Below are 23,294 nucleotides of genomic sequence, written 5' to 3' on the forward strand. Positions count from 1 at the left end.
GGTTTCAAAACAACTTGGAAAACACCATAGGGTTAATTTCTAGAATAATCAGCCTAGAATGGATGCGCGTCTGAACCCTGTCTGATTTGGTGCCTGAAATGACAAGCAACACCCTGAAAACCGCCTATCGGAATCTGAGTCTGGAGCGTCCCGGCAACACCGACCCGACCCTGAGGGCCTGGGATGCTGCAGACGAACTTTTGCTGGAGCAGGCTGCTGCATGGATTACCACCACCGGCGGGCCGCCAAGGGTGCTGGTGCTGGACGATCAGTTCGGTGCGTTGACGCTGGGGCTTGGCCAGTTCGATACCGTGTCCCTGGCCGACAGCGCCTCCCTAGCCAACGCTCTCGAGCGCAACAGCGTGGCCAATAACCTGATTGCCGCCCCCCCGTTGAGCTGGCTGGCACCGCCAGAGGGGCCGTTTGACGCCGTGGTCATGCGCATTCCCCGCCAACTGGACTACCTGAGCTGGCTGCTGCGGTGGGTAAACAGCGTTCTGGCTCCCGATGGTGTGGTCATTGCCGGCGGCATGATCAAGCACCTGCCGGATCGCAGTGCCGAGGTGTTTAACGAACTGCTCCAGACCCGCCAGGTATGCCCGGCCCGGAAGAAAGCCCGCGTGGTGGTCTGCGGGCAGGGCAGTGCCACACTGGACGGATGGCCGGGGCAGTGGAAGGGTTACGTGATCGATGGCTACAATCGGGCGGTGGAGGGCCTGCCGGCGGTGTTTGCCCGGGAGCGTCTGGATATTGGCAGCCGCTTGTTATTTCCCGCCATTGGCCATAGTGCGGCGTCACTGCCTGTAGATGCCCGGGTGCTGGATCTCGCCTGCGGTAATGGCGTTCTTGGTCTCGAACTGCTGCGGGCGCGGCCGGGGGCCGCGGTGGTGTTCAGTGATGTGTCGAGTCAGGCCGTGGCGAGCGCCCGCCACAACGTGCAGGAACTGGCGCCCGATGCCGTCGCAGAATTCCACCACGCGGACGGTGTGCCAGCTGAGGTCGGGGCGTTTGATCTGATCCTGTTGAACCCACCCTTCCATGAAGGCGGTGTGGTCGGGGATCACATCGCCCTGCGGCTGTTTCAGCAGGCGGCCCAACATCTCGCCCGAGACGGGCAGCTATTAATCGTGGGCAACCGCCACCTTGGTTACCACCGCAGTCTCAAGCGTTACTTCCCGGTGGTTCAGCAGCTGCAGGCCGATCCGAAATTCGTGGTGTTCTCTGCCCGTCATCAGGACAGCGGAGCAGGTCGGTCGTAGCCGAGCCGTGCCAGGGTGTCGACGATGGTCTGGGTCTGGCTGTCGATCTCGATGTTGACAACATTGCCCTCTTGGAGGTCGCCGAACGTGGTGGCCCTGAGGGTTTCAGGGATCAGGTGCACATTGAACCGGTTTCCGGTGACTTCGCCGATGGTCAGGCTGGCGCCGTTGATCGCAATGTAGCCCTTGGGGAAGATGTACCGCGCCCAGGTGTCCGGCACCTCGAATTCCAGGGTGACGTTGTTTTCCGGGCGTTCAATGGTGGTGACCGTGGCGGTGGTGTGAACGTGGCCCGAAAGCAGATGCCCGCCAATTTCGTCGCCAATTCGCGCCGCTCGCTCGAAGTTGACCCGATCGTTCTGGCCCAGGGCGCCGAGGGTGGTCAGCCTCAGGGTTTCCTGCATGGCATCAAAATACAGGCAGTCACCGTCCTGCCGGGTAACGGTCAGGCAGGTGCCGTTGATCGCCACGGAAGCGCCGATGGTCACACCCCCGGTGTGTCCGGCAGGAAGCCGAATGGCGTAAGTGTTCAGACCCGGGGCCGGGGACACTGTCTCGATGGTGGCAACGCCTTGGACAATACCTGTAAACATGAACTTGCCTCTGGTCAGGGGCGGCTGCAACTGGCCGCCTGGAAACTCCGGGAAAGCATAGCGATACGACCCGGCGATGCCAAGGGTTCAAGGTTCCCGGCAAATGGCCGATAGCCTGAATAGAATCCATTCAAAGAGGCTGCGTGGCGGGCCGCTGGCAGCGGACGTCGCTTGTACAGAGTTATGGCAGAGAGCAGATTGAAGGCCGCCACTGGCGCGGAGCAGATGCCTGATGAGCCGGTGTTGCGACAGGGCCGCGCGGCAGACCCGGTGCCTGCGCCAATTATGTCGCCATCACCCGCCACGTCACAGGCGGTATCGACGGTGGCGCCGCCGCCGGCGAAAGACCCCACAGTGGCCGCTCAGGGTGCTGAGCCGCCGCTGGGCGATGCTGACCGGGGTGACCAGGCCCCGGCCCAACCCGCCAAAGCGACCTCACCGGCTGTACCGGAGTCCGGGCAGGACGAGCCTGAGCAGGAGGAGAGTCCGGCAGCGATTGAAAAAGCCCTGGCGGAAACCCGGCAACGCACGTTACGCCTGATGCTAAAGCAGTGCGACCGGGTGCTGTTGATGGATTTCGACCTCCTGGCGATGTCGGGCTGGCCCGACAACTATTCCCTCGCCGCCGCAAGGCGTAACCGTGACCTCTGGCTGTTCAGTGCGCTGGTGGCCGCGCTGGTGTTTCTGAGCGGCCTCACCGGGTTTATTCCCGCGTGGATTGCCGGTGGCGGGTTCGGTGCATTCGTTATCATCCTGATGCTGGGCGTGCCGGCCATCCGCCGAATTTACACCGCACGCCCGTCTTACCTGGATCTGGTGATTAAACGCCAGCGGTTGTTGCGGGATGCCCGCAAGCATATTGAGCACCTGGAAGGTAAGGAAGGACTGGTCTGGCAGTGCGCCCGCATGGCGGAATTCAACACCTCGCTCCGTTCCTCCCGGTTCAGTGAACTGCTGGCGCTGTCCGAGCAGCGGGCATTGGCCCGAAACATGACCCGCCGCGAGTACATCCGTCTGTATCTGATCTATCTTCTGGAGGCGGAAAAGGCGTATGACCGGGTGCAGAAAGCCTTCTTTGATGGCAATCAACAAGCCATGGACCGGGGCTGGGCGTCGGTGGCCGCGTCGCCGGGGCAGAGAGCTTGACATAACGGTGCCTCAAACGTATGTTTCAAACAGACGTTTGCTAGAGGCACTGAAAACAATATGGCTCAGTCTGATACCGTTGACCGCATTCTGGATGCTGCTGAAGAGTTGTTCGCCGATCGGGGCTTCTCCGAAACCTCGCTGCGAATGATCACCAGTAAGGCTAAAGTGAACCTCGCGGCTGTCAATTACCATTTCGGGTCGAAGAACGCGCTCATTCATGCGGTATTTGCCCGTTTCCTGACGCCATTTTCGGCCACTCTGGAAAACGCGTTCAACGATCTGGAGGAGCGCTGTGATGGCCATCCGCCCACACTCAACCAGACCCTCTGGGCCCTGACCGAAAGTGCCGTGCGCATGCCTCAGCGCAACGAGAACGGCATCTCCATTTTTATGCGCTTGCTCGGTCTTGCCTATACTCAGTCTCAGGGGCATTTGCGCAAGTTTCTGGAGCAGGAATACAGCCAGCCGTTCAGCCGCTTCATGCGTCTGCTCAAGGAAGCCACGCCGCAGCTGTCCGCGGTTGACCGCTACTGGCGCATCCAGTTCATGCTCGGCGCTACCGCGTTTACCATGTCCAGCAGTGATGCCCTCAGAGACATCCTGCAGAACAAGCTGGGTGTGGAGACAACCGTGCAGGAAATCGCAGCCCGCCTGGTGCCGTTCCTGGCCGCAGGCATGCAGGCTCAGGACACCATGTTGATGCCCTCGCTCAGCGAAGCACCGGTTGCCTGAATTGTCTGCTGTCGGTTAGGCTTCCGGATTGGCCATGGCTATCCGGAGCTTAGCTGCACATGCGTATCCAAGAGGGCGCCGCGCCTTACCTGCGAATCAGTATTGCTGACCAATTTCTGGCGCTCATCGGTGCCGACGGTACCCGCCTGTTTGAACGGCCCGTGTCCACCGCACTGAACGGCCCCGGCGAGCAGAACGCCAGCGGGTGCACCCCCCGTGGCAAGCACGTTATCCGCGCCATGGTGGGCGCGGGCCTGCCGGAAAACACCGTGTTCGTTGCCCGTCGCCCCACCGGCGAAATTTACTCTCCAGAACTGGCCGATCGGCATCCTCAGCGTGACTGGATTCTGTCCCGTATTCTCTGGCTGTGCGGCTGCGAGCCCGGAAAAAATCGCGGTGCCGGGGTCGATAGTTTTCGGCGCTTCATATACATTCACGGCACACCGGACACCGAGCCCATGGGCGTGGCAAAGTCCCACGGCTGTATCCGTATGCGCAATGCCGATGTCATCGCGCTGTTCGATCTGGTCGAGCCCGGCACCGTTGTCATTATCGACGAGGCCTGAGCGGCTTCGACCGCCCAGATTCACCTGACACTGAATTGATCACCGGGGACATGAATGATCGGAGAAATGCAGGCGACCATAAACGGCTGGATCCAGAACTGGGACCTGTTGTCGGAAAACTGGCGAGTGGGCATCGTGGTGTTCGCCCTGGTGTCCGGGACTGCGACGGCCGCCTACCTGGCGAGCTTCATTGTGGGCGCCCTGGAAAGGCGCTTTGCCAAAACAAAGAACCTCTGGGATGACACCTTTCTGCACGCGGCAAGAAAGCCGGTGGTCGCGTTCGTCTGGATACAGGGCGTGTACTGGGCCGCCGAAGTGGCCTACCGCTATTCTGAAGCCGAAATATTCGCGGTGAATGACAAACTGCTGCAGATCGGATTTGTCTGGGTGCTGGTGTGGGCGCTGTTGCGCTTGATCAAAGAGGGGGAGGGTATCCTGACGTCGCCGGTGAAGATGGCCGCGCCGATGGATTACACCACCGTCAATGCCGTCAGCAAGCTGTCCCGTGCGGTGGTGATCATCACCGCGGTACTGATCGCCATGCAATCCCTCGGCTACAGCATTTCCGGTGTGCTGGCGTTTGGTGGCGTTGGAGGCATTGCCGTGGGTTTCGCTGCCAAGGACCTGCTGGCCAATTTCTTTGGCGGTTTTATTATCCACCTGGACCGGCCCTTCAAGGTCGGCGACTGGGTGCGTTCACCGGACCGGAACATTGAGGGCACGGTTGAGCACATCGGTTGGCGATTGACCACCGTGCGTACCTTCGACAAGCGCCCTCTCTATGTGCCCAACGCCGCGTTCACCACCATTGCGGTCGAGAACCCGTCCCGCATGAGCCACCGTCGTATTTCCGAAACCATCGGTATTCGCTACGCGGATGTTCGCGAGATTTCCACCATAGTCTCTGAAATACGCACCATGCTGGAGAACCACGAAGACATAGAAAGTGAGCAGACGCTGATCGTCAATTTCCTCGCGTTCAACGCGTCTTCCCTCGATATCATGGTGTACTGCTTTACCAAGACGACCCAGTGGGTGAAGTTCCATGAGGTCAAACAGGACGTGTTGCTGAAGATCAGTGAAATCATTGAGAGTCATGGCGCGGAAGTGGCTTTCCCGACACGCACCTTGCACGTGGCGGACAGCCTGCGCCTGGCCAGCGCAGACAGCCAGAAATCCGACAAGGTTGGCGACGACGGGCCCATCGAGAACGACGACGAAGGATCTGACAAATCCCATGCCTCCCAGCGCACCCGCCATGGGTCGTCAGCGGAAGCCACCGGCGGTGCCGACTGAGATGACCAAGGAGAGAGTGAATTCATGAGCAGTGCAGCAGCGCCGGCCCCGGTCGGCATTATCGGTGGTACCGGACTGACAACGCTGTCGGGCCTTGAAATCACCGGCGAACGGGAAGTGCAAACGCCCTGGGGCGATCCCTCATCCGCGCTGGTTGAAGGGCGGCTGGGTGACCAGCCGGTGATTTTCCTGTCGCGCCATGGCAATCCCCATCGCATTCCACCCCATCAGGTGAACTACCGGGCCAACCTGTGGGCGCTTGAAAAGGCCGGGGTCAGAACCGTGGTGGGCGTTAACGCCGTCGGCGGCATCCATCGGGCGATGGGGCCCGCCCACATTGTCATCCCCGAGCAGATTATTGATTACACCTGGGGGCGCGCCAGTACCTTTTTCGAAGGTGAGCTGGACGGCGTTACCCACATTGATTTCACCTTCCCCTACACGGAATCGGCGCGAGCGGCGCTGGTCGGGGCGGCTCGTCATCTTGGCCTGACATTCTCGGATTTTGGTGTCTACGGCGCGACACAGGGGCCGCGATTGGAAACCGCGGCTGAAATTGTCCGCATGGAGCGGGATGGCTGCGATCTGGTGGGAATGACCGGCATGCCCGAAGCGGCGCTCGCCGCCGAGCTGAAGCTGAATTATGTGTGCCTGGGTCTGGTGGTGAACTGGGCGGCCGGCAAGTCCGATCACATCATTACCATGGACGAAATCGAGGCCGCCATTGATCAGGGCATGTCAGGGATCAAACGGATTCTCGAAGAATCCATCGGTGGGCTTGGCGCCCTCAGTCCTCAACCCGCCTGAAAAATACCAGCACGCCGATGGTGGGGGAGTCGATGAAATGAACTTCCTCGCTGCGCATGCGTCGGGTTTCCCGAATCCATGTCAGCAGTTCCGCCTTGGCCGCCAGTGCGGCCGGGGCGTTGTCCGGGTTGATGTCCCCACCGTTGGCCAGCGAGCCGGTTGAACCGTCACCCTCTACCGGTGTGTCGAATGCATCGGAATCGCCGGTTTCAGCGGCATTGTTGTCGATGCGCTCATCATTCTGAACCGGGCTGATCGAGGCCGCGGCAGGTTGCCAGTGGTTCAGGTTTACGCCCACGTGCAGATAACGCTGGCGATCAATGGTGATATGCCCTTCCACTTCACGATGGCCGGCATCGGCCAGCCAGTCGCCCACCGCGACCCGCAGGGGTTCGCCGTCGTAATCCGGTGGAAAGGACTGGTACCAGCCTGCGGTCATCAGTACCCGGTAACGACCGCTGTTTTCCAGCCTCTGAGCGGCGGAGCGCAGGCGCAGATCACTGTTCGGCGCTAGGTTGAGGGTGGACTGAACGCTGCCGTCCACGCCGACCACTTTCATCATGCCCGTGATGTCGTCGGCCGATTCCGGCACGCGGCTGGCCATGCGCTCCTGCACATTTGCCGGGTCGACAATGCGCTCCACAATCACGATTTCGGCCCGGTAGTAGTTGTCCCGTGACTGGGCACCGGCATACATCGGGGCCAGCGCCAGCAGGGCGGCGGCGAAGGTCATCAGGGCCTTTCCGGGCAGGGCATAACCGGGCATTCGCAAGGGCTGTACTCCACTGTGTCAGTTGCTGTCTGTCGGCGGGCCGCTGCCGGTGTTTCAGGCAGTCAGCTGGCCGAGCATGTCGGAAATGCCGTCGAGTTTACCACCGGTTGAGTCATCCTTCAGCCGGAACCGGAAACTGTTGGCCCCTTCGAGTCGGTACTGGTCCGGTGCCGATTGCATTTTTTTAACCAGAACCAGCGGATCAACCGGCGTGGTTGCGCCGAATTCCAGCCGCGCCCACTCCTTTCCTGCATCGATTTTGACGATGCCCAGTGCCTCCGCCTGCAGGCGAAGTTCGGTCTGGCGCATAAGATTCTTTGCCGGATCCGGTAATAAACCGAAGCGATCAATCATCTCAACCTGAAGTTCTTTTAATTCTTCTTTTTTACCGACGCTGGCGATGCGCTTGTAGAGCATCAGCCGGTTGTGCACATCCGGCAGGTAATCGTCCGGGATCAGTGCCGGAATGCGCAGGTTCATCTCGGTGCCGTGGCTCAGGGGCAGGTCGGCGTTGGGCGTGCGGCCCTCGCGAATGGCTTTGACCGCCTCGTCCAGCAGCTGCATGTACAGGGTGAAGCCGATGCTCTCGATCTGGCCGCTCTGTTCCTCTCCCAGCAGCTCGCCGGCGCCCCGGATTTCCAGATCGTGGGTGGCCAGCATGAAGCCGGCCCCAAGATCCTGAGCTTCGGAAATGGCATCCAGCCGTTTTTTTGCGTCTGCGGTGATGGAGCGGGGTGGCGGTGTCAGCAGGTAGGCGTAGGCCTGGTGGTGCGAGCGGCCGACCCGACCCCGGAGCTGGTGCAGCTGGGCAAGACCGAACTTGTCAGCACGCTCGATGATGATGGTATTGGCGCTGGGAATGTCGATACCGGTTTCCACAATGGTGGTGCACACCAGCACGTTGAAGCGCTTGTGGTAGAAGTCCGACATGATCTGTTCCAGTTCCCGCTCGCGCATCTGGCCGTGGGCAACGCCGACGCGGGCCTCCGGAATGAGCCTGCGCAGGTCCTCGGCGGTCTTCTGGATGGTGGACACGTCGTTGTGGAGGAAGTACACCTGACCACCGCGCAGGATTTCCCGCAGGATGGCTTCCTTGACCATGGCGTCGTCACGCTGACGCACAAAGGTCTTCACCGACAGCCGTCGCGCCGGCGGCGTGGCGATGATCGACAGATCCCGCAGATGGCCCATGGCCATGTTCAGGGTGCGGGGAATCGGTGTCGCGGTGAGTGTCAGCATGTCCACTTCGGCGCGCAGGGCCTTCAGCCTCTCCTTCTGCTGCACACCGAAGCGGTGTTCCTCATCAATGATCACCAGCCCCAGGTTCTTGAATTTAATGTCGCCCTGAAGCAGCTTGTGGGTGCCGATCACGATGTCTGCATTGCCCGCCTCGATGGCGGCCATGGCCTTGCTGGTCTGGGCCCCACTGCGGAAGCGGCTGAGCAGCTCCACATTCACCGCGGTATCGGAGAAGCGGTCGCGGAACGATTCATAGTGCTGCTGGGCGAGCAGGGTGGTGGGCACCAGCACCGCCACCTGTTTGCCGGAGAAGGTCGCCATGAAGGCGGCGCGCATCGCCACCTCGGTTTTGCCGAAGCCCACATCGCCGCAAACAAGACGATCCATGGGGCGTTCGTTGGTCATGTCCTCGAATACCGACTCGATGGCGATCTGCTGATCCGGGGTTTCCTCGAAGGGGAAACCGGCAGCAAAGCTGCGGTAGGCTTCCTTCGGATCCTCAAACGAGAAGCCTTTGCGGGCCTCGCGGCGCGCGTACACATCCAGCAGCTCTGCCGCGGTATCGCGAATTTTCTCCAGCGCTTTCTGTTTGGCGCTGCTCCAGCGGTCGGTGCCCAGCTTGTGCAGGGGCGCATGCTCGGTGTCGGAACCGCTGTAGCGGGAAATCAGATGGAGGCTGGAAACCGGCACGTACAGCTTGGAATTGCCGGCGTATTCCAGCATCAGAAACTCGTTGGCTTCGCCCTCTACGGTAATGGTTTCCAGGCCCTGATACCGGCCCACGCCATGGTCGATGTGCACCACCGGCGCACCGATGCGCAGTTCGGACAGGTCGCGATAGCCGGAGTCGTCCACTTCCGTGGGTTTTTCCCGCCGCCGCCGCTGCAGTACCCGCTCGCCAAACAGGGCGGTTTCGGTGATCAACGCCAGGCCCTGGCCGGGCAGCAGCAGGCCCTGTTCCATGGGGGCGATGGTGATGCCCAGCTTGCAGTCCGGGCTGGTGAGGAACGATTGCCAGCTGTCGAGGGTCTCCAGCTTTACATCCTGATCCGACAGGTTGTCGATCAAGGCTTCCCGACGACCGGATGACTCGGCGCACAGCAGCACGCGCCCGGCAAACTCTTCAACGAAGCGTTTCAGGCGTCCTGCCGGATCGGCAGCGCGCCCGTCCATGGCCACATCGGGCAGCTCTGCGGCGCCGCAGTTTTCGGCACCGGCGCCGTCGACATTACCGGTGGTCATGGTCACGCGCGGAAAATGCTTGAGGTGCCCGAACAGTTCGTCCTGCTGCAGGAACAGCTCGGTCGGCGGAAGAATCGGGCGCAACCGGTCGTGGCGACGGTCTTCGTGGCGGGCGCGGGTGTCCACGTCGAAATGGGAAACCGCCTCGTTGAGGCCATCCGCCGTAAACACGTGGGTGCCCGCTGGCAGGTAATCGAACAGCGTGGCCGTCTCGTCGAAAAACAGCGGCAGATAATATTCAATGCCCGGAGGCGTAATTCCGTGGGTCACGTCCTGATAGATCGGGGCGTTCTTGTCGGCGTGGGGGAAGTGCTCGAACCAGCGATTGCGGAAGCCGGACCGGGCCTCCTTGTTCCAGGGGAACTCGTTCGCCGGCAGCAGTTCAATGCGCTCGATGCGGTCGATGGAGCGCTGGGTTTCCGGATCGAACGTACGCAGGGTTTCGATTTCGTCATCGAACAGGTCGATGCGGAACGGCTGTGTGGCGCCCATGGGAAAAATGTCGAGAATGGCGCCCCGCACCGCATATTCACCGTGCTCATAGACATTTTCGGCATGGCGGTAGCCGGCGGATTCCAGCTGCAGCCGCCAGGTGTCGATATCCAGCGACTGGCCAACTTCCAGCAACAGTGTGTTGCCCTGCAAATAGCTCACCGGAGGCAACCGGTGCATCAGCGTGCGCGCCGGCACGACCAGCACGCCGTGGCGGGTGGCCGGCAGGCGGTGCAGGGTGCGGATACGGCGAGACGTTATGTCCTGGTGCGGTGAGAACAGGTCGTAGGGCAGGGTTTCCCAGTCCGGCAGCGACAGCAACTCCAGCCCGCTGCCGGTCAACGCGGCACCGTCCTCTTCCGCCGGCAGCCCCAGGTAATAGCGCATGGCTTGCTCAAGCTGAATGGCTTCGTCGGTGCTGCGGGTGATCACCAGGGTCAGGCCATGATGCTGGCGTGCGCTCTCGCAGATGGCCAGTGCATCACTGCTGCCATGCAATTGGCCCCATTGGCGATGATCGCCGGCTTTGGCGGGAAAAGCCGGGGCGACCAGCGCGGGGGCATTCCGGGAAGAGGCACCGTCGGTCATGGGTGTGTTCAATCTCCTGCTGTGTAAAGTCCGGGGCGGCGAGGCGCGTATTCTACATGCCCGCAAGCGGCCTGTCCGCAATGCAGGGCAGAGCGTCTACGAACGGAATCAGCGTCTGTATTTGCGGTCTGGCGGTTTAAGTTGGATAATATGCGCCCTATTTTCCAAGTGCCAACTGCAGAGGTTCAAGCGTGAGTCACGAACAGATCAACCAGCACCTGTCTAACTGGACCGACAGAGAATCCACTGCGGAAGCGATGATTCCGCTGATCGGCCGCCTGTACCGCAAGAACAACGTGGTGACCTCCGTTTACGGTCGCGCCATCATTAACCAGTCGGTTATCGGAATCATTCGTGCTCACCGTTTTGTGCGCCAGGTAGAAGACAGCGGGTTGTCGGTTCATGACACGCTGCCCATCCTGCAGGCCATGGACAAGATGGAGCTTGGCACTGCCCACGTGGACATCGGCAAGCTGGCGGTCAAGTTCAAGGCCGAAGGCGGTTCGCTTGAGGATTTTCTCAACCGTGAAATCGGTCCGATTGTGGGTCAGTACGCGGCTCAGTCCGAGCAGAACGCCGAGAATGGCACCAAGGACGTTGTCCTCTATGGTTTCGGCCGTATCGGCCGGTTGCTGGCACGCATCCTGATTGAAAAGGCCGGTGGCGGTAACAACCTGCGCCTGCGCGCGATCGTGGTTCGCCAGGGCGGCGCCGAGAACGATCTGGAGAAGCGCGCCAGCCTGCTGCGTCGTGACTCCGTGCACGGTCCTTTCGATGGCACCATCACTGTCGATGCCGAGAACTCCGCGTTGATCGCCAACGGAAACTACATCCAGGTGATCTACTCCAAAGGTCCGGACCAGGTAGACTACAACGCCTACGGCATCGACAACGCCATCGTGATCGACAACACCGGTATCTGGCGCGACGAGGCCGGCCTCAGCCTGCATCTGAAGTCCAAGGGTGTGAGCCGCGTGATTCTGACTGCGCCGGGCAAGGGTGACATCAAGAACATCGTGTATGGCATCAACAACGACTGGATCACTGACGAAGACAAGATTCTGTCAGCGGCCTCCTGTACCACCAACGCGATCACGCCGGTACTGAAGGCGATTCATGACGAATACGGTATCGAGGACGGCCACGTTGAAACCGTTCACTCATACACCAACGACCAGAACCTGATCGACAACTACCACAAGGGCAGTCGCCGTGGTCGTAGTGCCGCGCTCAACATGGTGATCACCGAGACGGGTGCCGCCAAGGCAGTCGCCAAGGCATTGCCGGAACTGAAAGGCAAGCTGACCGGCAACGCCATCCGCGTGCCGACCCCGAACGTGTCCATGGCCATTCTTAACCTGAACCTCAAGAAGGACGTGGACGTTGAGGGCGTGAACGAGTACCTGCGTGAAATGGCGCTGCACTCTGAGTTGCAGAAGCAGATCGATTTCGTTAATTCGCCGGAAGTAGTGTCTACCGACTTCGTGGGCTCCCGCCATGCCGGTATCGTTGACTCCCAGGCCACCATTGCCGGTGGCAAGCGACTGATCCTGTACGTGTGGTACGACAACGAGTTCGGCTACAGTGCCCAGGTGGTTCGTGTGGTGAACCAGATGGCCGGCGTGACTTACCCGATTTTCCCCAAGCGCGCCCGCGACTGATCTTTCCCTGAAGGATCGCGAAACCCCGTCAGCTCGCGCTGGCGGGGTTTCTTTTTTTGGCCCCGAAAAAACCGCCGCAAGTTACGTTCGTGCACAAAGTCCGCGGGGTTTCTGGTGGAAATGAGGTTAACTAATCTCTATAATTGGCGCGATTTTGGGTACGTCTGGCACCCCGTTTCTCAACATTTCCTGGGCCGCAGGTGTCTGGCGTTACAAATCCATAGAATAGTTTCTGATGATTGGATGAGGCTAATGATCAAGATCAAAAAAGGCCTGGATCTTCCCATCAGCGGCGCTCCCGAACAGACCATTACTGATGGCAAAGCCGTTCGCCACGTGGCGTTGATCGGTTTTGACTACAACGGCATGAAGCCGACGATGGCTGTGAAAGAGGGAGACCGTGTCAAGCGCGGTACGCTGCTGTTCACGGACAAGAAGACCGAGGGCGTTCGTTACACTTCACCGGCTGCCGGTGTGGTGAAAGAAATTAACCGCGGTGAGCGCCGCGTGTTCCAGTCGGTTGTCGTCGAGATCGATGGCGATGACGCGGAAACCTTCGCGCGCTACAGCGATGCCGACCTGGCGGGTCTGGAACGCCAGCAGGTGGTTGATAATCTGGTTGAATCCGGTCTGTGGACAACGCTGAGAACGCGTCCCTACAGCAAGGTGCCCACCATCGATTCAGCGCCTCATTCCATTTTCGTCTCTGTGATGGACACCAATCCCCTGGCCGCTGACCCGACCGTGATCATCCGTGAAAACGGTGCCACGTTCGAAAAAGGCCTGAGAATCCTGGGCAAGCTGACCACCGGCAAGGTGTTTGTGACCGGCAAGCCCGGCTCAGACGTGCCGGTTCCCAAGGCGGATAATGTTGAGGTTCATCAGTTTGACGGCGTGCATCCGGCGGGCAACGTGGGTACTCACATCCACTACCTCGATCCGATTGCCGGCAACAAGCTGGTCTGGTCCATCGGTTATCAGGACGTCATCGACATCGCCAAACTGTTCGAAACCGGGGAACTTCCGGTCGGGCGCGTTGTCGCCATTGGTGGGCCCAAAGCCGCCAAGCCGCGTCTGGTGCGCACCCGTGTTGGTGCCAATCTGGACGAGCTGCTGGCAGACGAAGTGGCCACAGACTGCGACGTTCGGGTGATTTCCGGCTCGGTATTCGGCGGTCGCCGCAGCGACGGCCCCTGTGCCTATCTCGGCCGTTTCGCCAATCAGGTTTCGGTACTGGAAGAGGGTAACAAGCGCGAATTCATGGGCTGGCTGTCTCCGGGGCCGAATCGGTTCTCTACCCTGAACATCTACGTGTCCAAGTTGATGTCCGGCAAGCTGTTCAATTTCACCACCACCACCAATGGCAGTGAGCGCGCGATGGTTCCGGCCGGTGTCTACGAGCGGATCATGCCGCTGGACATTCTGCCCACCCAGCTGCTTCGGTCGCTGATTGTCGGTGATACCGAAATGGCACAGAAGCTCGGCGCTTTGGAGTTGGATGAAGAAGATCTGGCGCTGTGCACCTTTGTGTGCCCGGGTAAATATGAATATGGTCCGATTCTCCGCGAGAACCTGACCCGAATCGAGATCGAGGGCTAATACGATGGCTATCAGACAGTTTCTCGATGGAATCGAGCATCATTTTGAGAAGGGCGGCAAGTACGAGCGCTGGTATGCGCTTTACGAGGCCGTAGACACCATTTTCTACACCCCTGGCAAAGTGACTTCCACCACGGCACACGTGCGTGACGGCGTTGACCTCAAGCGCATCATGATTACCGTGTGGATGTGTACTTTCCCTGCGATGTTCTTCGGCATGTGGAACATCGGCTTTCAGGCCAACAGTTACCTTGCAACCAATCCGGATGCATTGATCGGCGACGGCGGCCTGCGGACTGCGTTCATTCAGGCGCTTGCCGTCACCGGCGCCGGTGCGGGTGTCTGGGACAACTTCGTATATGGCATGGCGTACTTCATACCCATCTACGCCGTCACCTTCGTGGTCGGTGGTTTCTGGGAAGTGCTGTTCGCGACGGTTCGCCGTCACGAAGTCAACGAAGGCTTCTTTGTCACGTCGGTGCTGTTTGCACTGATCTGCCCGCCGACCATTCCTTTGTGGCAGGTGGCCCTGGGTATCACCTTCGGTGTGGTTATCGGTAAGGAAGTGTTCGGCGGTACCGGCAAGAACTTCCTGAACCCGGCCCTGACCGGTCGTGCGTTCCTGTACTTCGCCTACCCGGCGCAGATTTCCGGTGACACCGTGTGGACCGCTGTCGACGGCTTCAGTGGCGCTACGGCGCTGAGCTGGGCTGCCAGTGGCGGCCTGGAAGCGCTGGAGACCCAGATTGGCTGGATGTCCGCCTTTATGGGCACGATCCAGGGTTCCATGGGCGAAACCTCCACCCTGGCCGTATTGATCGGCGGCGCGATCCTGTTGACGATGAAAATTGCCTCCTACCGCATTGTCGGGGGTGTGCTGATCGGCATGATTGCCACGTCCTTACTGTTGAACATTGTCGGCTCCGATACCAACCCCATGTTTGCCGTGCCTGCACACTGGCATCTGGTCATGGGTGGCTTTGCGTTCGGTATGATGTTCATGGCCACGGACCCGGTTTCTGCGGCCATGACCAACACCGGTCGTTGGTGCTTCGGCATCCTTGTGGGTGTGATGACAGTGTTGATCCGTGTGGTCAACCCGGCCTTCCCCGAGGGCATCATGCTGGCCATCCTCTTTGCCAACCTGTTTGCGCCATTGATGGACCACTACGTGGTTCAGGCCAACATCAAACGGAGGCTTGCTCGTGGCTAAAGCTAAAGAAACCGTCTCCAGAACACTGGTTGTTGCCGCAGTTCTGAGTATCTTTTTCTCGGTGGTGGTGTCTACTGCTGCCGTCGTGCTCAGACCGGCGCAGGTGAAGAACCAGAACCTCGATATCAAAACCAACATCCTGTCGGCTGCCGGCCTGCTGCCGCAAGGCGCCAGTGCCGCAGAAATTGAGGAACTGTTCGGCGAGTTCGAGGTGCGCCTGGTCGATCTCAACACCGGTGAGTACGTTGAACCGTCCGTGGTGAATGTGCAGGATCCGATGAAGTACGACATGTACAAGGCAGCATCGGACCCGAGTATGTCGACCAATATTCCGTCGTCCGAGGACAAGGCCGGCATCAAACGTCGTCCGAACGTTGCCAAGATCTACACCATGAGCGAGAACGGCGAAGTCACCCGCGTGGTGCTGCCCATTCACGGGTATGGCCTGTGGTCAACGCTGTACGGGTTCATCTCATTGGAAGGTGACCTGAACACGATCGAAGGTCTGGGTTTCTACGCGCACGCCGAGACCCCGGGTCTGGGTGGCGAGGTGGATAACCCCCGCTGGAAGCAGCAGTGGGTGGGTAAAGAGGTCTACGACGGCGAGCGGGCCGAGCCCCAGGTTCGCCTGGTGAAAGGCGGCGTTAGTGCCGATGCTGCGGATCGCGAGCACAAAGTGGACGCGCTGTCCGGAGCGACGCTGACCAGCCGCGGTGTTGAGCAGCTCGTCAACTACTGGATGAGCGAGCGCGGCTTTGCGCCCTACTTGCAAAAACTTCGTGAAGGGGAGGTCTGATCATGGCAGACGCTTCAGCCAAACAGGTTCTCTTCGAGCCGATTTTCAGTAACAACCCGATCGCCCTGCAGATCCTCGGGATCTGCTCGGCACTGGCGGTGACCACCAGCATGAACGTAACCCTGGTTATGTGTGCGGCGGTTATCGCGGTAACGGCGTTTGCCAACCTGGCGGTATCGCTGGTTCGCACCCAGATTCCGGGCAGTATCCGGATCATCGTGCAGATGACCATCATCGCCTCGCTGGTTATCGTGGTGGACCAGGTGCTCAAGGCCTACGCCTACGAGATCTCCAAGCAGCTATCGGTGTTTGTGGGTCTGATCATCACCAACTGCATCGTAATGGGCCGCGCTGAAGGCTTTGCGATGAAGAACGGTCCTTACCTGAGCTTCCTCGACGGCATCGGTAACGGCCTGGGCTATTCAGTACTGCTGCTCTTTGTAGCGTTTTTCCGTGAACTGCTGGGCGCAGGATCCCTGTTCGGGATTTCCCTGATGCCGGTGGTCAACGAAGGCGGCTGGTACGTGCCGAACGGTATGATGCTGCTGCCGCCGAGCGCGTTCTTCATCATCGGTCTTGCGATCTGGGCACTGCGTGTCTGGAAGCCTGACCAGATCGAAGAGGCGGATTACAAGATGTCGCGCCAAACCGCCAAGGAGGCCTTCTGATGGAACACTATATCAGCTTGATTCTGAAGGCCATTTTCGTTGAGAACATGGCGCTGGCCTTCTTCCTCGGTATGTGCACATTCCTGGCGATTTCGAAGAAGATCGAAGCCGCTACGGGTCTGGGTATCGCCGTTGTGGTGGTGCTCACGGTCACGGTGCCGGTGAACAACCTGCTGTACAACAGCATCCTTCGTGACGGCGCGCTGGAGTGGGCCGGGTTGTCGAACGTGGACCTGAGCTTTCTCGGACTTATTACGTATATCGGTGTAATCGCTGCGATTGTTCAGATCATGGAGATGGTACTGGACAAGTACATTCCCTCGCTTTACGCCGCGTTGGGTGTGTTCCTGCCGCTGATCACAGTGAACTGCGCCATTCTGGGCGCGTCGCTGTTCATGGTTGAGCGGGACTACACCTTCGGCGAGAGTGTGGTGTACGGCTTCGGTGCCGGTGTGGGTTGGGCGTTGGCGATCGTCGCGCTGGCCGGCATCCGCGAAAAACTGAAGTACAGCGATGTGCCACCGGGACTGCGTGGCCTGGGCATCACCTTCATCACTGTGGGTCTGATGTCACTTGGCTTCATGTCGTTCTCAGGTATTTCACTGTAATCAACCCGGTGATTCGGTTTAACGAAAAGGCGAGACCATGAGTACTGAAATTATTCTTGGCGTGGTCATGTTCACCGTTATCGTACTGGCGCTGGTTGCGATTATTCTCGCGGCCCGTTCAAAGCTGGTAAGCACCGGTGATGTGACCATCGAAATCAATGACGACCCGGAACATACGCTGACCACCGAAGCCGGTGGCAAGCTGCTGGGAACGCTGGCAGGTAATGGTATTTTCCTGTCCTCCGCCTGTGGCGGCGGCGGCACCTGTGCCCAGTGCAAGTGCAAGGTTCTGGAAGGTGGCGGCGCCATGCTGCCCACCGAGAAGACCCACTTCACCAACCGTGAAGAGAAAGAAGGCTGGCGCCTGTCGTGCCAGGTGCCGGTAAAGCAGGACATGAAGGTCGAAGTGCCGGAAGAGTTCTTCGGCGTGAAGAAGTGGGAATGCGAAGTGGTGTCCAACCACAACGTGGCCACCTTCATCAAGGAACTGGTCCTGAAGCTGCCGGAAGGTGAGGAAGTGGACTTCCGCGCGGGCGGTTACGTTCAGCTTGAGTGCCCTCCGTACGAAATTGATTTCAAGGATTTCGTTATTGAGGAAGAGTTCCACGAAGACTGGGACAAGCACAACATCTGGCGTTACAAGGCCATCAACAAGGAAGACACCATTCGCGCCTACTCCATGGCGAACTATCCGGAAGAGAAAGGTGTTCTCAAGTTCAACATCCGTATCGCGACACCGCCCCCGGGCACTGATCACCTGCCGGGCATCATGTCCAGCTACGTGTTCAACCTGAAGCCGGGTGACAAAGTGACGGTGATGGGGCCGTTTGGTGAGTTCTTCGCCAAGAAGACCGATGCCGAAATGGTGTTCATCGGTGGTGGTGCCGGCATGGCGCCGATGCGCTCCCACATCTTTGACCAGCTCAAGCGCCTGAACTCGAAGCGCAAGATCAGCTTCTGGTACGGCGCCCGCAGTGTCCGCGAGATGTTCTACGTGGAAGACTTCGACGGCCTGGCCGAAGAGAATGACAACTTCGAGTGGCACGTTGCCCTGTCAGACGCGCTGCCGGAAGATAACTGGGAAGGCCCGACCGGCTTTATCCACAACGTGTTGTACGAAAACTATCTGAAGGACCACCCGGCGCCGGAAGACTGTGAGTTCTACATGTGTGGGCCCCCAATCATGAACGCATCCGTCATCAAGATGCTCAAAGATATGGGTGTCGAAGACGAGAACATCATGCTGGATGACTTCGGAGGGTAATCAGCTCAGATGACATCCCGCATGTTCCGACCCGCCAGGGTGGCAGTGGCCAGCGTCCTCATGACGCTGGCCCTGGTCGCGCTGGCGGGTTGTTCGTTTGAGAAGCAGCAACAGATTTGGGAAATTGCCGGACCTGTCTTCGGCACCCGCTATCATATCAACGTCGTATTGACCGACGACGAGGCCTCGCTTGAGAATCTGGGCGAGGGCATAACAGAGGTTCTTGAAGAGGTTGACGCTTCCATGTCGACCTGGCGTGAGGATTCCGAGCTCTCCCGCCTGAACGGTCGCGAAGATCAGTCCGACTGGATTGATATTTCCGTGCCGCTTCACGAAGTGCTCGCCACCGCGGTCGACGTATCCAGCCTGACCGGGGGTGCGTTTGATATCACCATCGGCCCTGTGGTCAATCTCTGGGGATTCGGCCCTGAAGCCCGCCCGGACACGGTGCCTGATGACGACGAGCTGGCGGCACGTCTGGACGCTACCGGGTACGAAAAGCTCGAGTTGAGAGCGGAGCCCCCGGCAATCCGGGCCAGCAAGTCCCAGTACATTGATCTTTCGGCCATCGCCAAGGGGTACGGGGTCGACGCCGTCGTCCGCTATCTCGAGAATGCCGGTGTGGCGTCGTACCTTGTCGAGATCGGCGGGGAAGTGCGGGTCAACGGCCGCAAACCGGATGGCAGCGCTTGGCGATTGGCCATCGAAGAGCCGGTGTCGGAGCAGCGCCAGATCAACCGGGTGGTGGCGCTCGACCAGCATGCCATGGCGACGTCCGGCGACTATCGTAACTATTACGAATCGGAAGGCCGTCGTTATTCGCATACAATAGATCCAGATACCGGTCGGCCCATCGTGCACAATCTCGCGTCGGTCACGGTGATCGCCGAGAACACCATGCTGGCGGATGCATTGGCAACGGGGTTCAACGTTATGGGATACGAACGGGCACAGGCGTTGGCCACCCGCGAAAACATAGCGGCTTATTTCATTGTGCGTCGTGATGGCGGGTTCGAGAGCCATCACACCCCCGCATTCACGTCGTACCTTACTCAGTAAAGGGGAGGCCTTATGGGTACCTTTCTGTTGGTTTTGTTGATTGTTACGGTTCTGGTGGCCGCCATGTCGGTGGGCGTTATTTTTGGCCGCAAGCCCATCAGCGGCACCTGTGGTGGTATCGGGGCGCTGGGTATCAACCAGTCCTGTGATATTTGTGGCGGTAACACCCAGAAATGTGAAGAGGAGAATGAGCGGGTTGCCAACGAGGGCAATGCTGCGAACTCGCTGAGTTACGACGCCACCAGGAAATAATAAGACAGTTTCACGCGTATCACTTGCGACGTACTTAAGGAGTCACTGCACGCATGGCAGAACATCATTACGACGTCGTCGTTATCGGCGCTGGTCCTTCCGGAGAAGGTGCAGCGATGAATGCGACGAAACACGGCAAACGTGTCGCGATCATCGAAGACAAGCCCACCGTTGGTGGTAACTGCACCCACTGGGGAACCATCCCCTCCAAGGCGCTTCGTCACTCCGTCAAGCAGATCATCACCTTTAACACCAATCAGATGTTCCGCGACATTGGTGAGCCGCGCTGGTTCTCGTTCCCGCGGGTACTGCAGAACGCCCAGAAAGTGATCGGCAAGCAGGTCAAGCTGCGCACCCAGTTCTATGCCCGCAACCGGGTGGAGCTGATCAACGGTCGCGCCTATTTCCTGGACGCTAACCGGATCGAGGTACGTGGCGCCAAGTCGGCAGAAATCCTGCATTTCAAGCAGGCAATCATTGCCACCGGTTCGCGGCCGTATCTGCCGCCGGATGTGGATTTCCGCCACCACCGAATCTACAACTCGGATTCTATTCTGAACCTCTCCCACACCCCGCGCACGTTGATTATTTACGGTGCCGGCGTTATCGGTTCGGAATACGCCTCGATCTTTGCAGGCCTGGGCGTGAAAGTGGACCTGATTAACCCGGGCAGCCGACTGCTGACTTTCCTCGACGATGAGATTTCCGACGCACTGAGCTACCACCTGCGCAACAACGGTGTGCTGGTGCGGCACAACGAAGAATACGAACGGGTCGACGGCGATGATGCCGGCGTGGTGCTGTCGCTGAAATCCGGCAAAAAGATTCGCGCCGATGCGTTCCTGTGGTGTAACGGGCGCAGCGGCAACACCGAAAAGCTGGGCCTGGAAAACGTGGGCCTGGAGCCCAACGGCCGTGGCCAGTTGAAGGTGGACGAGCATTACCGCACCGAGGTCGAGAACATCTACGCCGCCGGCGATGTGATCGGTTGGCCGAGCCTGGCCAGTGCCGCCTATGATCAGGGCCGCTCAGCCTCGTCTGATATTGTTCATGACGAGTATTTCCGCTACGTCTCGGATGTACCCACAGGGATTTACACCATCCCGGAGATCAGCTCTGTCGGCAAAACCGAGCGCGAGCTGACCGAAGCCAAGGTGCCTTACGAAGTGGGCCAGGCGTTTTTCAAGGATTTGGCGCGAGCGCAGATCACCGGCGATGCGGTAGGCATGCTGAAGATCCTGTTCCACCGCGAGACACGGGAAATTCTGGGCATTCACTGTTTTGGCGACCAGGCGGCCGAGATCGTCCACATCGGTCAGGCCATCATGAACCAGAAAGGCGAAGCCAATTCGTTGAATTATTTCATCAACACCACGTTCAATTACCCGACCATGGCGGAAGCCTACCGGGTGGCGGCGCTGAACGGCCTGAATCGCATTTTCTGAGTGGGCTGAAGCCAGAAACCGGGTGCCGGAGGAAAGTCCGCCACCCGGTTTTTTATGGCCGAAGGATCAGTTGGTGGGCAGGGCCGCGGGCTCGCCGGTGCTGTCTGCCGAATCGCTGCGGGTCAGGGCCAGAACGGAATTGGCACGGTTATCGAAGAACATGCGGGTGCTGGTAGGGAAGTCCGAAATGATGCTGTTCACCCCCTGCTGCTCCAGCTCCAGCATGTCGTGGATACGGTTCACCGTCCAGGCGGACACGTGCATGCCGCGCCGGTGGGCGTCCTCCACAATGGCCTTGCTGCAGATTTTCCAGTTGATGCACAGGTAATCGCAATGCAGGCGCGCCGCCAGATTGACCGGGCGCGGGAATTTCTTCTCGGTGACCAGGCCAAGCCGGATCTGTGTGTCGCGCCGGCGCATCTGCTGCAGGAACCAGGTATCCGAGGACGTCACCGCCACCTGTTGATACAGGTTCCGCCGCTGAACGATCTCGGTCAGGCGATTACACAGGACGTTGAGCCGCTGGCGGCTGTCTTTCTTGACCTCCAGTTGCAGGTGCTCAAGATCCGGAAATTCGTCCAGCAGATCTTCCAGCGAGGGCACGCCCGCCTTGCGGGGCCACGGTGTGCCGCTGCGCCGGGCGTCCATGGCGGCCAGCTCGTCTGCGGTGTAATTGGCCACCGCGCCTTTCTGGCCCGTGGTGCGATCCACGGTCAGGTCGTGAATGATCACTGGTTTGCCATCTTTGGATAGCACCAGATCAAACTCGAAATGACGAATGCCGTGGCGATAGGCGTGGGTAAACCCCGCCAGGGTATTTTCCGGGGCTTCGCCCTTGGCACCCCGGTGTCCGTACACAATCATTCTGTGGCTGATTCCTTCAAGCGTTGATAAATGGCCTGGCGTTGCTTCCAGGTGTCGTGGCACAGGCGAATGTCTTCGAGGTACGCCGGCAATTCCCGCATCAGCAGGGCCTGTGGGCCGTCCACCAGCGCTTTCTCCGGTTTCGGGTGGAAATCCACCAGTACCATGTTGGCGCCGGCAATAACGCCCTGAGCGGTGGCGTGCATGACATCGAGGATGCCATCGGGCGCCCGGTCACGGCTGCCCACCGAGTGCGACGGATCCACACACACCGGCATACGGGTCAATCGCTTCACCGCAGGCACATGGGCAAAATCCACCATGTTGCGGTGCGGCTGGCCGGCTTCGGTTTTCATGCCGCGCAAACAGAAGATCACGTTGGCGTTACCCTCGCTGGCCAGGTATTCCGCCGCATTCAGGGATTCGTTCAGGGTAATACCGAACCCCCGCTTCAACAGCACCGGGTAGGTGCTCTGGCGGCCAATGGCCTTCAGCAGCTCGAAGTTCTGGGTGTTGCGTGTGCCCACCTGCAGCATCACCCCGGTGGGGCGGCCCAGCTTTTCGAGGCAGGTGTCGATCTCCTCGATGTGGCTTTCATGGGTAATCTCCATGGCAACCACCTTGATACCATGCTTCCCGGCTTTCTCGAACACCCAGGGCAAGCACCCCTTGCCGTGGCCCTGGAACGAATAGGGGTTGGTGCGCGGCTTGTAGGCGCCCATGCGGGTGCAGACCTCGCCATGCTCTTCCAGCGCCTGCATCATCATCTCGACGTGCTCCGGCACATCCACGGCGCACAGTCCCGCGAAGATGTTCAGGTTTGACTGGCTGAACTCCACCCCGTTGTAGGTAAAGCCAGTCTGGCGGCGATCATCCCGATGGCGACCCAGAATACGGTAGTCGTCGGATATGCGGATCGCCCGCTCCACCGCAGGCAGGGCCTCGATCTCCTCCTTGTCCAGGGACTTGGTATCGCCGAGCAGGTAGATTTCCGTCAACCGCTGAGTGGCGCCCTGAATCTCATGAACCCGCACGGTGACCCCGGGCAGGTGCTCCAGAAAGTGCAGGGTCTGCCGGTAGGCTTCGCTGTCCAACGGAGTGTCGGGATGAAGAATGGCTAACATGATCGC

General features: G+C 59.6%; 21 protein-coding genes. 16 read left to right on the forward strand and 5 right to left on the reverse strand.

Annotated elements, in window-relative coordinates:
- The first annotated feature begins 98 nt into the window (after window positions 1–98).
- Window positions 99–1,259, forward strand: coding sequence for a methyltransferase (locus R0125_RS05295; protein WP_317237416.1), 1,161 nt, complete (start codon window positions 99–101; stop codon window positions 1,257–1,259).
- Here R0125_RS05295 and R0125_RS05300 read toward each other — a convergent pair.
- Window positions 1,232–1,852, reverse strand: a complete 621-nt coding sequence (locus R0125_RS05300) for a riboflavin synthase subunit alpha (RefSeq protein ID WP_248184007.1) — start codon at window positions 1,850–1,852, stop codon at window positions 1,232–1,234. The two genes, R0125_RS05295 and R0125_RS05300, sit on opposite strands and share 28 nt — an antisense overlap.
- Window positions 1,853–2,050: 198 nt before the next feature.
- On the opposite strand from R0125_RS05300, the gene R0125_RS05305 reads away from it, so the two are divergent.
- From R0125_RS05305 to R0125_RS05325, 5 genes are read left to right on the forward strand one after another with little or no spacing between them, the layout of a single operon-like run.
- Window positions 2,051–2,998, forward strand: a complete 948-nt coding sequence (locus tag R0125_RS05305; RefSeq protein WP_317237417.1) for a hypothetical protein — start codon at window positions 2,051–2,053, stop codon at window positions 2,996–2,998.
- Window positions 2,999–3,058: 60 nt separating this feature from the next.
- Window positions 3,059–3,733: a TetR/AcrR family transcriptional regulator gene (locus R0125_RS05310; RefSeq protein ID WP_248184012.1), complete on the forward strand. Its 675-nt coding sequence runs from the start codon at window positions 3,059–3,061 to the stop codon at window positions 3,731–3,733.
- A 59-nt stretch (window positions 3,734–3,792) separates the two neighbouring features.
- Window positions 3,793–4,299 carry a L,D-transpeptidase gene (locus R0125_RS05315; RefSeq protein WP_248184014.1) on the forward strand — a complete coding sequence of 169 codons (507 nt, stop codon included), beginning with the start codon at window positions 3,793–3,795 and terminating at the stop codon, window positions 4,297–4,299.
- Between the two features lie 54 nt (window positions 4,300–4,353).
- A complete protein-coding gene (locus R0125_RS05320; protein ID WP_248184015.1) occupies window positions 4,354–5,595 on the forward strand; it encodes a mechanosensitive ion channel family protein in 1,242 nt (413 codons plus the stop codon).
- A 24-nt stretch (window positions 5,596–5,619) separates the two neighbouring features.
- A complete protein-coding gene (locus R0125_RS05325; RefSeq protein ID WP_248184018.1) occupies window positions 5,620–6,402 on the forward strand; it encodes an S-methyl-5'-thioinosine phosphorylase in 783 nt (260 codons plus the stop codon).
- On the opposite strand, the gene R0125_RS05330 is transcribed toward R0125_RS05325, so the two are convergent.
- Window positions 6,383–7,168, reverse strand: coding sequence for a CsiV family protein (locus R0125_RS05330; protein WP_317237418.1), 786 nt, complete (start codon window positions 7,166–7,168; stop codon window positions 6,383–6,385). The genes R0125_RS05325 and R0125_RS05330 overlap by 20 nt on opposite strands.
- A gap of 60 nt (window positions 7,169–7,228) precedes the next feature.
- Window positions 7,229–10,735 (reverse strand): transcription-repair coupling factor, encoded by a 3,507-nt coding sequence (gene mfd, locus R0125_RS05335; protein ID WP_317237419.1) that lies wholly within the window; start codon window positions 10,733–10,735, stop codon window positions 7,229–7,231.
- 206 nt (window positions 10,736–10,941) lie between these two features.
- Here mfd and R0125_RS05340 point away from each other — a divergent pair, with 206 nt between their 5' ends.
- The 10 genes from R0125_RS05340 to sthA all read left to right on the forward strand — a co-directional run bounded on the left by R0125_RS05340 (window position 10,942) and on the right by sthA (window position 21,300).
- Entirely contained in the window at window positions 10,942–12,396 is a 1,455-nt protein-coding gene (locus R0125_RS05340; protein WP_410797591.1) for a glyceraldehyde-3-phosphate dehydrogenase, read from the forward strand.
- Between the two features lie 252 nt (window positions 12,397–12,648).
- Complete coding sequence (locus R0125_RS05345) at window positions 12,649–13,995, forward strand: Na(+)-translocating NADH-quinone reductase subunit A (RefSeq protein WP_317237420.1); 1,347 nt, start codon at window positions 12,649–12,651, stop codon at window positions 13,993–13,995.
- Between the two features lie 4 nt (window positions 13,996–13,999).
- Window positions 14,000–15,208: an NADH:ubiquinone reductase (Na(+)-transporting) subunit B gene (locus tag R0125_RS05350; RefSeq protein ID WP_248184025.1), complete on the forward strand. Its 1,209-nt coding sequence runs from the start codon at window positions 14,000–14,002 to the stop codon at window positions 15,206–15,208.
- Window positions 15,201–16,004 carry a Na(+)-translocating NADH-quinone reductase subunit C gene (locus R0125_RS05355; protein WP_248184026.1) on the forward strand — a complete coding sequence of 268 codons (804 nt, stop codon included), beginning with the start codon at window positions 15,201–15,203 and terminating at the stop codon, window positions 16,002–16,004. Before R0125_RS05350 ends, R0125_RS05355 begins: the two co-directional genes overlap by 8 nt.
- Before the next feature lie 2 nt (window positions 16,005–16,006).
- Window positions 16,007–16,672 carry an NADH:ubiquinone reductase (Na(+)-transporting) subunit D gene (locus tag R0125_RS05360; protein ID WP_248184028.1) on the forward strand — a complete coding sequence of 222 codons (666 nt, stop codon included), beginning with the start codon at window positions 16,007–16,009 and terminating at the stop codon, window positions 16,670–16,672.
- On the forward strand, window positions 16,672–17,280 hold the full coding sequence (gene nqrE, locus R0125_RS05365; RefSeq protein WP_248184029.1) for an NADH:ubiquinone reductase (Na(+)-transporting) subunit E: 609 nt from the start codon (window positions 16,672–16,674) through the stop codon (window positions 17,278–17,280). The genes R0125_RS05360 and nqrE overlap by 1 nt, the downstream gene beginning before the upstream one ends.
- A gap of 37 nt (window positions 17,281–17,317) precedes the next feature.
- Window positions 17,318–18,544, forward strand: a complete 1,227-nt coding sequence (nqrF, locus tag R0125_RS05370; RefSeq protein WP_248184030.1) for an NADH:ubiquinone reductase (Na(+)-transporting) subunit F — start codon at window positions 17,318–17,320, stop codon at window positions 18,542–18,544.
- Between the two features lie 9 nt (window positions 18,545–18,553).
- Window positions 18,554–19,603 carry an FAD:protein FMN transferase gene (locus R0125_RS05375; protein ID WP_317237421.1) on the forward strand — a complete coding sequence of 350 codons (1,050 nt, stop codon included), beginning with the start codon at window positions 18,554–18,556 and terminating at the stop codon, window positions 19,601–19,603.
- 12 nt (window positions 19,604–19,615) lie between these two features.
- Window positions 19,616–19,855, forward strand: a complete 240-nt coding sequence (gene nqrM, locus R0125_RS05380) for a (Na+)-NQR maturation NqrM (protein WP_317237422.1) — start codon at window positions 19,616–19,618, stop codon at window positions 19,853–19,855.
- 53 nt (window positions 19,856–19,908) lie between these two features.
- Window positions 19,909–21,300 (forward strand): Si-specific NAD(P)(+) transhydrogenase, encoded by a 1,392-nt coding sequence (gene sthA, locus R0125_RS05385; protein ID WP_248184034.1) that lies wholly within the window; start codon window positions 19,909–19,911, stop codon window positions 21,298–21,300.
- A 66-nt stretch (window positions 21,301–21,366) separates the two neighbouring features.
- Here sthA and R0125_RS05390 read toward each other — a convergent pair whose 3' ends face one another.
- Window positions 21,367–22,164 carry a glycerophosphodiester phosphodiesterase gene (locus R0125_RS05390; RefSeq protein WP_317237423.1) on the reverse strand — a complete coding sequence of 266 codons (798 nt, stop codon included), beginning with the start codon at window positions 22,162–22,164 and terminating at the stop codon, window positions 21,367–21,369.
- Window positions 22,161–23,288, reverse strand: a complete 1,128-nt coding sequence (locus tag R0125_RS05395; protein WP_317237425.1) for a 3-deoxy-7-phosphoheptulonate synthase — start codon at window positions 23,286–23,288, stop codon at window positions 22,161–22,163. The genes R0125_RS05390 and R0125_RS05395 overlap by 4 nt, the downstream gene beginning before the upstream one ends.
- Between the last annotated feature and the right edge of the window lie 6 nt (window positions 23,289–23,294).

The organism is Marinobacter sp. M-5, assembly GCF_032911545.1.
GTDB lineage: Bacteria > Pseudomonadota > Gammaproteobacteria > Pseudomonadales > Oleiphilaceae > Marinobacter > Marinobacter goseongensis.

Excerpts from the sequence above, each read along its gene's own strand:
- R0125_RS05295 (WP_317237416.1), top strand. The coding sequence starts at position 99 with ATGACAAGCAACACCCTGAAAACCGCCTATCGGAATCTGAGTCTGGAG.
- R0125_RS05330 (WP_317237418.1), bottom strand. The coding sequence starts at position 7,168 with ATGCCCGGTTATGCCCTGCCCGGAAAGGCCCTGATGACCTTCGCCGCC.
- R0125_RS05310 (WP_248184012.1), top strand. The coding sequence starts at position 3,059 with ATGGCTCAGTCTGATACCGTTGACCGCATTCTGGATGCTGCTGAAGAG.
- R0125_RS05395 (WP_317237425.1), bottom strand. The coding sequence starts at position 23,288 with ATGTTAGCCATTCTTCATCCCGACACTCCGTTGGACAGCGAAGCCTAC.
- R0125_RS05315 (WP_248184014.1), top strand. The coding sequence starts at position 3,793 with ATGCGTATCCAAGAGGGCGCCGCGCCTTACCTGCGAATCAGTATTGCT.
- R0125_RS05375 (WP_317237421.1), top strand. The coding sequence starts at position 18,554 with ATGACATCCCGCATGTTCCGACCCGCCAGGGTGGCAGTGGCCAGCGTC.
- R0125_RS05345 (WP_317237420.1), top strand. The coding sequence starts at position 12,649 with ATGATCAAGATCAAAAAAGGCCTGGATCTTCCCATCAGCGGCGCTCCC.
- R0125_RS05390 (WP_317237423.1), bottom strand. The coding sequence starts at position 22,164 with ATGATTGTGTACGGACACCGGGGTGCCAAGGGCGAAGCCCCGGAAAAT.
- R0125_RS05300 (WP_248184007.1), bottom strand. The coding sequence starts at position 1,852 with ATGTTTACAGGTATTGTCCAAGGCGTTGCCACCATCGAGACAGTGTCC.
- R0125_RS05350 (WP_248184025.1), top strand. The coding sequence starts at position 14,000 with ATGGCTATCAGACAGTTTCTCGATGGAATCGAGCATCATTTTGAGAAG.
- sthA (WP_248184034.1), top strand. The coding sequence starts at position 19,909 with ATGGCAGAACATCATTACGACGTCGTCGTTATCGGCGCTGGTCCTTCC.
- nqrM (WP_317237422.1), top strand. The coding sequence starts at position 19,616 with ATGGGTACCTTTCTGTTGGTTTTGTTGATTGTTACGGTTCTGGTGGCC.
- R0125_RS05325 (WP_248184018.1), top strand. The coding sequence starts at position 5,620 with ATGAGCAGTGCAGCAGCGCCGGCCCCGGTCGGCATTATCGGTGGTACC.
- nqrE (WP_248184029.1), top strand. The coding sequence starts at position 16,672 with ATGGAACACTATATCAGCTTGATTCTGAAGGCCATTTTCGTTGAGAAC.
- mfd (WP_317237419.1), bottom strand. The coding sequence starts at position 10,735 with ATGACCGACGGTGCCTCTTCCCGGAATGCCCCCGCGCTGGTCGCCCCG.
- nqrF (WP_248184030.1), top strand. The coding sequence starts at position 17,318 with ATGAGTACTGAAATTATTCTTGGCGTGGTCATGTTCACCGTTATCGTA.
- R0125_RS05320 (WP_248184015.1), top strand. The coding sequence starts at position 4,354 with ATGATCGGAGAAATGCAGGCGACCATAAACGGCTGGATCCAGAACTGG.
- R0125_RS05360 (WP_248184028.1), top strand. The coding sequence starts at position 16,007 with ATGGCAGACGCTTCAGCCAAACAGGTTCTCTTCGAGCCGATTTTCAGT.